Source organism: Streptomyces albidus (ex Kaewkla and Franco 2022) (assembly GCF_013870515.1).
Classification (GTDB): Bacteria; Actinomycetota; Actinomycetes; order Streptomycetales; family Streptomycetaceae; genus Streptomyces; species Streptomyces albidus.
On sequence record NZ_JACBXA010000188.1, the window covers coordinates 1 to 11880 of the forward strand.

At 72.1% G+C, this 11880-nt stretch carries 7 protein-coding genes and 2 pseudogenes; 1 reads left to right on the forward strand and 8 read right to left on the reverse strand.

All coding sequences use genetic code 11. The features are described 5' to 3' along the window. Together H5J26_RS22660 and H5J26_RS22665 are read right to left on the reverse strand one after the other, a co-directional pair. A partial coding sequence (locus H5J26_RS22660) for an ATP-dependent helicase (RefSeq protein WP_419183838.1) occupies nt 1-1848 on the reverse strand: 1848 nt, incomplete at its 3' end. A gap of 299 nt (nt 1849-2147) precedes the next feature. After that, nucleotides 2148-2537 (reverse strand): MGMT family protein, encoded by a 390-nt coding sequence (locus tag H5J26_RS22665; RefSeq protein WP_235980944.1) that lies wholly within the window; start codon nt 2535-2537, stop codon nt 2148-2150. Nucleotides 2538-3109: 572 nt separating this feature from the next. Between H5J26_RS22665 and H5J26_RS22670 the strand changes: the two genes are divergently transcribed. After that, a complete protein-coding gene (locus H5J26_RS22670; RefSeq protein WP_181767782.1) occupies nt 3110-5764 on the forward strand; it encodes a lysylphosphatidylglycerol synthase transmembrane domain-containing protein in 2655 nt (884 codons plus the stop codon). A gap of 103 nt (nt 5765-5867) precedes the next feature. Here the strand turns inward: H5J26_RS22670 and moeZ are convergent, their stop codons facing one another. From moeZ to H5J26_RS22695, 6 genes and pseudogenes are all read right to left on the reverse strand, one after another. Continuing rightward, nucleotides 5868-7046, reverse strand: coding sequence for an adenylyltransferase/sulfurtransferase MoeZ (gene moeZ / locus H5J26_RS22675; RefSeq protein WP_181767783.1), 1179 nt, complete (start codon nt 7044-7046; stop codon nt 5868-5870). Nucleotides 7047-7107: 61 nt separating this feature from the next. Further along, complete coding sequence (locus H5J26_RS22680; protein ID WP_181767784.1) at nt 7108-7974, reverse strand: spherulation-specific family 4 protein; 867 nt, start codon at nt 7972-7974, stop codon at nt 7108-7110. After that, a pseudogene (locus H5J26_RS32465) lies at nt 7962-8144 on the reverse strand (NAD-dependent epimerase/dehydratase); the annotation flags it as partial. The pseudogene H5J26_RS32465 and the gene H5J26_RS22680, both read right to left, overlap by 13 nt. Nucleotides 8145-8219: 75 nt before the next feature. Then, nucleotides 8220-8972 (reverse strand): annotated as a pseudogene (locus H5J26_RS22685) (NAD-dependent epimerase/dehydratase family protein); the annotation flags it as partial. A gap of 138 nt (nt 8973-9110) precedes the next feature. Continuing rightward, nucleotides 9111-10553 (reverse strand): hypothetical protein, encoded by a 1443-nt coding sequence (locus H5J26_RS22690; protein ID WP_181767786.1) that lies wholly within the window; start codon nt 10551-10553, stop codon nt 9111-9113. After that, a partial coding sequence (locus H5J26_RS22695) for a glycosyltransferase (protein WP_181767787.1) occupies nt 10550-11880 on the reverse strand: 1331 nt, incomplete at its 5' end. The genes H5J26_RS22690 and H5J26_RS22695, both read right to left, overlap by 4 nt.

Genomic DNA, 11880 nt, shown 5'->3' on the forward strand with positions numbered 1-11880 from the left:
CCGCTCGTCGCCCCACCACAGGTCGAGCCGTGAGAAGTCGACGGAGTCGCGGTCGGGAGGCTGCGGCCAGGGGGTGCCGTCCCACAGCAGCCACAAGGCCTCCTCGGCGGTGCCGCCGCCGGAGAGAAGCTCACGCGCCTTGCGCAGGAGCAGCCCCAGTCGTTGTGCGCCCCGTGCGTACGCGGGGTCGTGCGCCACCAGGCGCTCGGGCTCGGCGAGAGCAGCGGCGAGCAGCACGTCGGACGGACGGGGGACGCTCTCGCCCGCCGCTCGCTCCTCCTCGCGCAGGGCCCGCCCGAGCCGTCGCAGATCTGCGGCGTCCATGCCGCCGAGCGGCGAGGTGAGCAGGGTGAGCGCGGTCTCCGTGTCCAGCCATGCGGCCGGGGGGCGGAGCGGGGAGGCACGTTCCGGCGTCCCCTTGGCGCCGACCGGACCGGCACCGCCTGCGCTCCGCTCGGCGTCGGCTCCCGCCTCGGCGACGGTGGCGGGGGCTTCGTCAGGCGCCGTACGGGCAGCGGGAATCCTGGACGCCGGGCTCGGGGCGTCTTCGGAGGCCGCCGCACGGGCCACCGCTCGCAAAGCCGTCAACAGCGGTGCCACCGAGGGCTCATGCCGCAGAGGGACGTCGCTCCCGTCCACGTCGACCGGAACTCCGGCTGAGGTGAGCGCCCGTCGGACGGCGGGAATCGTACGGCCGCCGGCTCGCACCAGCACGGCCATCTCGCCCCAGGGAACGCCCTCTTCGAGGTGAGCGCGGCGCAACAGGTCCGCGACGTTGTCGAGTTCCGCCCCGGCCGTCGGGTAGGTGTACGTCTCCACCGTGCCGCCGGGACGCTGCGCCACCAGGCCGCGATGGGCGCGCACCGCCTCGGCGGGGAGCCGCGTCAGCGGGATGCGGCGGGTGATCTCACGGGTGGCGGCCATCAGCCGGCTACCGGAACGGCGGGCGGCGCGCAGCACCTGCACGGGTGCGGGCTCGCCCGAGGCCTGCCGGAAGACGTCGGGGAAGTCGAGGATGCCGTTCACGTCGGCACCGCGGAAGGTGTAGATCGACTGGTCGGGGTCGCCGAAGGCGACGAGGGAACGCCCGCCGCCCGCCAGGGCCCGCAGCAGCCGCACCTGGGAGGGATCGGTGTCCTGGTACTCGTCGACGTAGACCGCGTCGTACCGCCCCCGAAGGTCCGCCGCTACCTCGTCGCGCTCCGCGAACAGCACGGCCCGGTGCACGAGTTCCGCGTAGTCGAGCACGCCCTGCGCATCGAGCACGTCGAGGTACTCCGCGAGGAAGCCCGCTGCGGCTCCCCAGTCGGGCCGCCCCGTGCTGCGGGCGAACGTGCTCAGTGCGTCAGGGCCCAGGCCCAGCTCCCTGCTCCGGGCGAGCACCGCCCGTACCTCGTCGGCGAAGCCACGGGTGGTGAGGCAGGCGCGCAGTTCGTCCGGCCAGCCGGTACGCGATCGGCCCTCCGCCTCCAGCGCGAGCTGCCCCTCCAGGAGTTCGCGGATGTAGAGGTCCTGTTCGGGCCCGGACAGCAGCCGCAGCGGCTCGGAGAAGAGGTCGGCGTCCTGGTGGGCGCGGACCAGCGCGTAGCAGTACGAGTGGAAGGTGGTGGCCTGCGGGGCGGGCACACGATCCGCGCCGCCGGCCATGCGCGCCGCCATCCGGTCACGCAGCTCCACCGCGGCCTTGCGGCTGAAGGTGAGCACGAGGATGCGCTCCGGATCGCCGCCCGCCCTTACCCTCTCGGCAACGGCTTCGGTCAGGGTCGTCGTCTTGCCCGTGCCGGGACCGGCAAGCACCAGCAGCGGTCCGGCGGAATGGTCAACCACATCACGCTGCTGTGCGTCCAAGGCAGGAGGGTCCACGGGCCCGGGCGGGGTACGCACCAGCCTGTACGTGCCTGCTCCGGCACCCTGACCGCGGCCGGACCCGGCACCGGCATCACCCGGGGGTGTCCGGTGTGCGTCGGACGGGATGGAGGAGCTCACGTGGATCGCCTTGGGGAGGGTCTGTGCTGAATGGTGCAGACGCTACGCCAGCGGGCACACGAGCCGCAGCGCGATACTCGTGTACTCCGTACGGGTGGCTCGGTACGAGCTGTGGGGTGGCATGGCGGAAGGTGATGACTGTGAGCAGCCGCAGCACGAGGTCAGTCCGCGCCGTCCCACCTGGCCCTGCGCATGTCCAGCCGCGGTATGTGCCCTTCCGCCGCCCGGCCCGCCTCACGCAGCGGAGTGCCCTCGGCGCGGTACTGCTCCATGGCGCGCAGCTCGTGGCCGGGCAGCAGGTTGCCGTCGGCCCGCACGACGCGCCACCAGGGCACCGTCGCTCCGTACAGCGCCATGACCCTGCCCACTTGACGCGGCCCGCCTTCCTCCAGCCACTCGGCGATGTCGCCGTAGGTCATGACCCGGCCGGGCGGGATGCGCTCGGCCACGTCCAGGACGCGTTCCGCGTACTCGGGCAGCTCAGGCGGTCCGTCGAGATCCTGCCGATCCTGCGGCGGGGACGAGGGGCGGGACTTCTCACTCCCATCCATGCGGGCCATGGTGCCGTACGCCACCGACAACGGCCCGGGCGCCCGCTCCGCCCGCCGACTCAGGGCGAGCACCCCCCGAAGGCACCCCTGGAGCACGCATCCCGGATTCCCTCATGCCACGATCGTGCGGGCGGTGACGAGTGATACGGGATCAGGACGGAACGGCGGCAGCCGGTCGACGACAAGGTGAACTCTCCTCCAACGGGGACGGTGACACCGCTCGCAGTGCTGCCCGGGACGGCTCGGAACGCCCTGATCGCCGGTCCGGCACACCGCGCACGCCGGAGTCGGCCCACGACGGACGGGGCCGGTCCTCGGCGTACAGCCGTGCCGAGTCCGCAGGCGGCCGGCACGAGGGCACCGGAGCGGACGGCCATGACGGTCGGGACGGTCCGGAAAGAACCGAAGGATCCGACGGTCCTGAGGGGCCGGACGCTGCCGGAAGACGTGACGGCGCCGAGCGGCGGGAACGCCCCGCCGAGTCCGCGAGCCAGCCGGACCCCGAAGCACCGGAGCGGAGCGGGAAACCGCCGCGGACCGCAAAGCCGGCGAAGCACGAGACCCCCGCGAAGGTGGACCACGAACCGTCAGCGGCCCCGGCCAGCGAGCAGGCCCCGGACGGCCGGCAGGAGCCGTCCGAGCGCGTCGAGAGCGACGAGCCGCTGCTCCCCGCCCGCGTGCACCGCCCGTCGGACCTGCTGCGCCTGGGACTCGGCCTGCTGGCCATCACCATCGTGCTCATCATCGCCAATTTCGCGCACGGCACCACGGCCGGCCTGGAACAGGACATCGACAAGGGCACCCAGCAGGCGCCGCCGCTGCTGCTCAGCATCACCGGGCTGACGTCCAGCATCGTCATCCTGCTCGTCCCCGTCGCCTTCGCCATCGAGCGGCTGATCAAGCGAGACGGTCTGCGGATCGCGGACGGCGTGCTCGCCGCAGTGCTGGCACACGGCGCCTCGCTGGCCGTCGACCTGTGGGTCGCCGAGGCGGCGCCGGACTCCGTCCGTGACGCGCTCACCAAGCAGATCACCAACACCGACCTGACCACCCCGGTGCACAGCTATCTGGCCCCGGTCATCGCCTACATGACCGCTGTGGGGATGGCCCGACGGCCGCGCTGGCGCGTGCTGTTGTGGGCTGTGCTGCTGCTGAACGCGTTCGCCGTCCTCTTCCCCGGTTACTCGACTCCGTTCTCGATCATCGTCACGGTGCTGATCGGCTGGTCGGTGGCGTACGGCACCCTGTACGCCGTCGGCACGCCCAACGTCCGCCCGACAGGCCAGACCCTGCTCGCCGGGCTGCGGCGCGTCGGCTTCAAGCCGGTGAGCGCGCTGCGCGTCGAGGACCCGGGCGGCGTCGAGGGCGGCGAGACGGGCGACCACGGACGCCGTTACCGCGTCACCCTGGAACAGGGTCCGCCGATCGACGTGACCGTCGTCGACCGTGAACAGCAGGCGCACGGCTTCTTCTACCGCGTGTGGCGCCGGCTGACGCTGCGCGGCATCATCCAGAACCCCAGCCTCCAGTCGCTGCGCCAGGCGCTCGAGCAGGAGGCCCTGCTGGCGTACGCCGCGATCGCCGCGGGAGCCAACGCCCCGCGTCTGATCGCCACTTCGGAGCTGGGTCCGGACGCGGTGATGCTCGTCTACGAGCACATCGAGGCCCGCACCCTCGACTCGCTCCCGGACGAGGAGATCAGCGACACACTGATGCGCGCGGCCTGGCACCAGGTCGAGGCGCTCCAGTCACGCCGCATCACGCACCGCCGTCTGGTCGGGGAGTCGTTGCTCGTCGACAGCTCCGGCACCGTCTACCTGACGGATCTGAGGGGCGGCGAGATCGCCGCCGGCGACGTGGTGCTGCGAATGGACATCGCCCAGTTGATGACCACGTTCGGCCTGCGCGTCGGTGCGCGGCGGGCCGTGGCCGCGGCGGTGGACGTGCTGGGCCCCGACGCGATCGCCGACAGCCTGCCGATGCTGCAGCCCATCGCTCTCAGCCGCAGCACCCGCCACACGCTGCGCAGGCTCGCCAAGGAGCGCGCACAGCGCGAGCGGGAGGCGGCCATCGAGGCGTCCCGCTCCGGCAAGGAGGCCAAGGAGCACGTCCACGGCGCCGCTGTCTCCGCGGCGGACGGCGGACACAAGTCGGACCGCAAGTCGCTGCGTGCGGAGAAGGTCGCCCAGAAGCGGGCCGTCGAGGACGCGTTGGAGGACGCGCGCGAGGAGGACCTGCTCGCGCAGATCCGCAAGCAGGTGCTGCTCGTCAGGCCGCAGGCGCCGATAGAGCCCGCCCGGCTGGAGCGGGTCAGGCCGCGCACCCTGGTCACCTTCATCGCCGGCGCGCTGGCCGCGTACTTCCTGCTCTCGCAGCTCACACAGGTGCACTTCGGACAGGTCGTCGGCGAGGCGAACTGGGCGTGGGTCGGCGGCGCCGCCGTCTTCTCCGCACTGACCTACTTCGCGGCGGCGATGTCGCTGCTCGGCTTCGTGCCCGAGAAGGTGCCCTTCATGCGCACCGTGGTCGCTCAGGTGGCGGGCTCGTTCGTCAAGCTCGTCGCCCCGGCGGCCATCGGGGGCGTCGCGCTCAACGCCCGGTTCCTGCAGCGCTCCGGTGTACGGCCGGGGCACGCGGTGGCGAGTGTCGGCGCCTCGCAGCTGTTCGGGCTGGGCAGCCACATCACCCTGCTGCTGTTCTTCGGCTACCTCACCGGCACCGAGCACACCCCGACCCTGTCGCCTTCCAGGACGGTCATCGCGGGGCTGCTGACGGCAGCGGTGCTCGTGCTGATCGTGACGGCGATCCCGGCGCTGCGCAGGTTCGTCTCGAACCGGCTCCGTTCGCTGTTCGCGGGAGTCGTGCCGAGGATGCTGGACGTGGTGCAGCGGCCTCGGAAACTGGTGATGGGCATCGGCGGGATGGCCCTGATGACGCTGCTCTTCGTGATGTGCCTGGCCGCCTGCGTACGCGCCTTCGGGTACGACGCGAGCTACGCGAGCATCGCCGTCGTCTTCCTCGCGGGCAACGCACTGGGCTCGGCCGTCCCGACGCCCGGCGGTCTGGGTGCGGTGGAGGCCGCGCTGATCGCCGGCCTGATCACCTTCGGGGTGCCGAAGGAGATCGCGACTCCGGCCGTACTGCTGTTCCGTCTGCTGACGCTGTGGCTGCCGGTCGGGCCGGGCTGGCTGTCGTTCACGCACCTGACGCGCAGGGGCTCGCTCTGACGGGGGCCGCCTCTCGATCCCGGATTACGGCCGGGAACGTGAGTGGGGCCTGACCACGCCCGTCGGCGCGGTCAGGCCCCACTCATGCTTCGGAGGGTGCAGGTCAGTAGACGGGCTTGTCCGGTTCGATCTGGTTGACCCAGCCGATGACACCGCCGCCGACGTGCACGGCGTCGGCGAAGCCGGCGTCCTTCAGCACGGCGAGAACTTCCGCGGACCGGACACCCGTCTTGCAGTGCAAGACGATCTTCTTGTCCTGCGGGAGGTCCTGAAGCGCGCTCCCCATCAGGAAGTTGTCCTTCGGGATGAGCTTCGCTCCGGGGATGGAGACGATCTCGTACTCGTTCGGCTCGCGTACGTCGATGACCTCGAGACGCTCGCCGTCGTCCATCCACTCCTTGAGCTGCTTGGGCGTGATGGTCGCTCCGGCGGCGGCCTCCTGCGCCTCGTCGGAGACGGCACCGCAGAACGCCTCGTAGTCGATGAGCTCCGTCACGGTGGCGTTCTCGCCGCAGACGGCGCAGTCGGGGTCCTTGCGGACCTTCACCTGGCGGTAGCTCATCTCCAGGGCGTCATAGATCATCAGCCGGCCGACCAGGGGGTCGCCGATACCGGCGAGCACCTTGATGGCCTCGTTGACCTGGATCGACCCGATGGAGGCGCACAGCACGCCCAGCACGCCGCCCTCGGCGCAGCTCGGCACCATTCCGGGCGGCGGGGGCTCGGGGTACAGGCAGCGGTAGCACGGGCCGTGCTCGCTCCAGAAGACCGAGGCCTGACCGTCGAAGCGGTAGATGGACCCCCAGACGTACGGCTTGTTCAGCAGCACGCAGGCGTCGTTGACCAGGTAGCGGGTCGCGAAGTTGTCGGTGCCGTCCACGATCAGGTCGTAGTCGGCGAAGATCTCCATCACGTTGGAGGAGTCGAGACGCTCCAGGTGGAGGTTGACGGTGGTGTGCGGGTTGATCCCGAGCACCGTGTCCTTCGCGGACTCCGCCTTGGAGCGGCCGATGTCCGACTGGCTGTGGATGATCTGGCGCTGCAGGTTCGACTCGTCGACCTCGTCGAACTCGACGATGCCCAGGGTGCCCACGCCCGCAGCGGCCAGATACATCAGCGCAGGCGACCCGAGGCCCCCGGCGCCCACGCAGAGCACCTTGGCGTTCTTCAGCCGCTTCTGCCCGTCCATCCCGACATCGGGGATGATCAGGTGGCGGGAGTACCTGCGGACCTCGTCAACGGTGAGCTCGGCAGCCGGCTCGACCAGGGGTGGCAGCGACACGGGGACTCCGTCTGTCGGTGGAACGTACGGTTGTTCTCCCGTAACACTGCCACGCCCTGTCTCATTCCGAGACACCCGGTCCGAGACGCGAGACGAGCTCGTCCCAGTAGCCGGGCAGCGTCTCCCACGGGTTGCCGCCGCACCGGTCGGAACCGTCCGTGAAGTAGACGGTGCCCGCGCCCTGCCAGCGTGCGATGCGCAGCGCCTCGTCGATGTGCGTACGCGGAATGCTGTGCACCAAGTGGCAGAAGCGCTCCGGCGGATGGTCCGCGGTCCACTCGGGCACCTGCGCCCAGCGGTAGTCGGTCCATCGGCCCGAGAACGTCACCAACTGGTCGGCCAGCTCCGCGTATCCGGGATGCGGGTGGGTGCCGTGCCCGAAGACGAGCGCGGGGGCTCCCGGGAAGCGGCCGGACGGATGCCCCTCCTGCCCTGCTCCCTCCGCCGGCCGCCGGCCGCCCTGTGCGCGGGCGTCCAGGGAGTGCCGGTCCCGGTAGCGGCGCTGCTGCTCGCACAGGGCACGCAGGGTCGCCGTCGTGCGCCCGGTCTCGGCCAGCTGCGCGTACCCGGCGGGGCAGCGCTCCAGGTAGAACCCGTCGACGCGATACCAGTCCAGGAAGCGGTGTGCGTCCGACACCAGCTCACCGAACGACCGCGTGCCGTCCCGCATGTCGAGATGCCCCAGGACGCTGACCCCCGCCTCGCGCAACCTGGCCGCCGTCGCCAGGCAGTACGGGTCGGGGCGTGCCCCGGGCCCGCCGGCCACGTCGAGCACCGTCCAGTGCACCGGCAGCCCGGGCTGCGAGAGGGCCGCCCACTCCTGCGGGGCGAGCATCGGGTGTGCCCAGCCCGGCACGCCGAAGCCCATGCGGCCCGCGGCCTCGGCCGGTGCGCGAAGTCTTCCGCCGGGGATCGTCAGATGCGGCATGCCGCCTCCATCCAGATGTCGGCCAGCGATTCCTCGAGGCCGATGCGGGGCCGCCATCCGAGCCGGTCCCGCGCGGTCCGTACGTCCGCCTGCTGCCAGCTCCCGCAGCCGTCCGGATAGTGGTACGGCGTCGAAGCGGGTGCTGCCGGGCCGGCCGGTGCCGGTACGGAAGCGGTGGCGACGGTGAAGCCGCCGGAACCGGAGGTGCCCGCGGACCCGAGCGAGCCGGTCGACGGAGTCCCGTGCGGGTCCAGTTCGTGCAGGGAGCCGCCGAACCCGGCGACCCGGGCGAGCACTGCGGCGGCGTCGCGCATCCGCACTGCCCTTCCCGTACCGATGTTGATGACGCCCTGCGCCGCCGAGAGCGAGGCGGCGTGCACGGCCCGCGCGATGTCGCGTACATCCACGAAGTCCCGCTGCACGCCCAGGCCCGCGAGCTTCAGCTCGCTGTCGCCCTGCTGCATCGCGCGCCGCATGCCCTCCGCCAGCCGCCCCAGCGGCGAGCCGGCGGGAGTGCTCGGACCGGCGGGTGAGAAGACGCGCAGCACCACCGCGTCCAGCCCGGAGGCGAGCACGAGCTCTGTCGCGGCGAGCTTGCTCACGCCGTACGGCCCTCCGGGGCGCGGGACGGCGGACTCGCCGGTGGACGAACCCGACTGGGACGGCCCGTACTCCGCGGCGCAGCCGATGTGCACGAGGCGCGAGTCGCAGCTGCTGCGCCGCAGCGACTCGCAGACGGTGGCCGTGGACACGGTGTTCTGGCGGGTCAGTTCGCGTGCGCCGCCGCGGGTCGCGCCCGCGCAGTTGATGACGACTCCTGGGTGCACCGCGTCGAGGAAGCGGGTCAGCGCACCGGGACTTCCGGTGGCCAGGTCGAAGCGGACGTCGGCGTCGTCGTTACGGCCGAGAGCGGTGAGCTGTACAGCGGGGTCCGCCAGCAGCCGGTCGGCCACGAAACGGCCGAGGTATCCGCCCGCACCGAGCAGTAGCACTCTCATAGCCCGCCCTCCAGATCCTTCTCAGTGCGGTGTGACGCCTGTGCGGTGGTCATCCGGTCTTGCTCCTTGTCGTTTTCCGGGTCACGTACGTGAGCCTCGGCGGGCGCCGTACGCGGGAGTGAGGGTTGGTCGGCGCGCTCAGGGCGCCTCGTCGCAGGGGTTCTCCATGGATGCGCAGTCCGTGCAGGTCCCGCTCGCCGCATCGCTTCCGCGACCTCCGCGGCTCTCGCAGGCCGTCCCGTGCGTCCCGTGAGCGGGATCCGCCCGGTACTCGCCGTACGCGGGGCCGTGTGCGGAGGCACCGGTGAGCACGCGGTACGCGTACGCCAGCAGCCCCGCAGCGGCGCATCCGCAGGCGAGAGCCTGTGCGGTGCCGGGTCCGGAGTGAACGCCCGTGCCGAGGCCGAGTGCGAGAAGCTCCAGCAAGCAGGCCGCGCCGAGCCCGGCTGAGGCGGCCCGGCGGAATCCGTGCGCCGTCAGCAGCAGAGCGATGAAGAGCAGCACGCCGAGAGCGCTCGTGCTCAGCGCTCCGGAGGTCAACAGGGCGGCCCCGTCGCCTCGTTGTACGAGAACTCCGACCGTCCGGCCGACGAGCGCGTGAACCCCCAGCACGGCGACGGCGAACAGCACGACGGCCCCGGTCAGCAGCGGCCACATCCCCGCCGCGAACTCGTCCAGGCTGCGGCTGCCCGCGAGCTTCCGCCGCGCCCGTGCGGCGAACCAGCGCGCACACCAGACAGCGGGCGCGAGTGCGCAGGCGAGGCTGAGCGGGACGGCGAGTCCGGGCCCGGCCACGTCCGTCGAGGCGCCTGCCGGCCCGTCCGCGGATGTGCCCGTCAGGACCGCGCTGCCGCTCAGCCAGCAGGCCGCCAGCGTCGCCGGCAGGCTCGGCGCAGCCCGTACGACGCGGCGCAGGGCCAGCCGTACGCACGCGACGACCGCCACAGAGGCTGCCACCAGGAACGCCGCCGCAGGCAGGCCGTCGCTCCGTACCGCGGTCAGCTCGAAGAGAGCCAGCGCGGCTCCGGTCAGCACTGCGGGAAGCAGCACGAGCGAGACGGCAACCGCGAGACGGCAGATGCGCCTCCATGTGCCGTACGCGGGACGGACCACCGTCCTGAAGTCCGGCGCCGCCACCGCTCCCTTGCTCTCCGCCCGCGGAACGCGCGCGAAGAGCTCCTCGGCGAGTGAGAAGACGTCGCGGTGCCGGAACCGTGCCGCGGTCCGGTCGGTGACTCCGCTCGCCTCCAGACCTGCGGCGATCTCCAGCGGATCCACGGCCCGCTCGCACAGTTCGCGGTGGCGGTGCATCAACTCCCGTACGGGGTCGGCCGGTCCAGCCGTCGCCCGTACGCGCCTCCCGGCCTTCGCAGGCTCGGAGGTACGGCTCGCCGCCTCCCGGTTCCGGATGGGAACGGCGGCATCGGCGAGCAGCGCCCAGGAACGTACGTCCCACGCGTCCCCGCTCACGGGGCAGCCGGGCTCGTCGACACCGGCGGCGGGCACCGGTACGGAAGAGGCCGCCGCGGGCACGGACGAGACCGCCGTGCCGCGTCCGGGAGTGGCTCCGGGTGCACTCATCTGCTCTCCCCCTGCCGGGATTCCGCCCGTGCGGCCTGCCCCACTCGGATCGGTTCGCTGTCGGAAAGGTCCGGGCGGGCCCAGCTCGGAACGGACGCACGGGAACGCAGCGGCCCCGTCGGCGCAGGAGGCGCCACAACTGCCCTTACGGCGGACGGCCGTTGCACGGACTCGCGTACGGCACCGGGCCGGCGCCCGCCCATGACCGCGGCGGCGGAGCCGTTCGTGCTGCCCGCCCATCGACCGGGCACATGGGATTCGGCGGGGCGCCCGAAGGGCAGCGGAACGCACGCGGGATCCGGCGATGCGGACTCGCTCCGGTGCACGGGCCAGCGCGACATCAGCTCCAGATAGATGCCGCGGAAGGCTGCCACGTTCTGTTCCACCGTGAAGAGTTCGAGCGCGCGCGCACGCGCGGCGGCCCCAAGTCGCTCCCGCCGCGCGGGATCCCGCAGCAGTGCGGCACAACTGTCCGCCAGGGCACGCGGATTGCGTGACGGCACGACGAGCCCCGTACCGCCGATCACCTCGCAGACCGCCCCCACATCCGTCGAGACCGTCGCACGCCCGCTGAACATCGCCTCGACCAGGGAGACGGGGAATCCCTCGACCAGGCTGGAGAGCACCACGACCGATCCCGCACCGTAGGCGTCCGCCAGCGCCGGGACGGCAGGGCTGCCCAACTCCTCGAAGGAGACGGGGCTTTCACCCACCGCGACCGCGTCCACCGCCTCATCGGGGAAGAGCTGCGCGGCGAGCGCCCGGCATTGCGACTCGTACTCCTCCGACTCCGGCCTTCGTCCGGCTGCCGTGACGACGATGCGCAGCCGGGCCTCGGGGACGCTCCGCCGGATCTCGGCGAAGGCGTGCAGGAGCCCGATCAGGTCCTTCGACGGCTCGATGCGTCCGACCCAGACCACCGTGGAGGCGGCGGCTTCGTCGATGTGCTGCTCGCGCGCTCCCCCGCGCGGCTTCCGGCTGCCCGCCTGCTCGCCGATCTCCGCGAAGGGCGCGTCGTCCATTCCCGGGTAGACGGTGCGCAGCCTCTCACCGGGAGCACCGCAGCGCTCCTGCCAGCGGCGTGTGTGCGTGTTGCCCGGAGTGATGAGCTGGGCCTGGGTGTAGGCCTCACGCGCCAACTGCCTCTGGAACGAGGCCAGAAGGGCGCGTACCGGCGCACCGGCGGCCGCGGGGGCGACCGCCTCCGCGGTGCTCGCGAGGTAGTGCTCGCGCAACCGCACTCCGTACTCGGTGATCAGCAGCGGCGTACCGAAGAATCGCTTCGCCAGGAGACCCGGCAGTGCCGCCGGGCCTCCGCCCACCGCGT

What these genes read in the sequence shown, in the direction of transcription:
- H5J26_RS22665 (WP_235980944.1), bottom strand. Translation starts at nt 2,537, where the DNA reads ATGGATGGGAGTGAGAAGTCCCGCCCCTCGTCCCCGCCGCAGGATCGG.
- H5J26_RS22680 (WP_181767784.1), bottom strand. Translation starts at nt 7,974, where the DNA reads ATGCCGCATCTGACGATCCCCGGCGGAAGACTTCGCGCACCGGCCGAG.
- H5J26_RS22690 (WP_181767786.1), bottom strand. Translation starts at nt 10,553, where the DNA reads ATGAGTGCACCCGGAGCCACTCCCGGACGCGGCACGGCGGTCTCGTCC.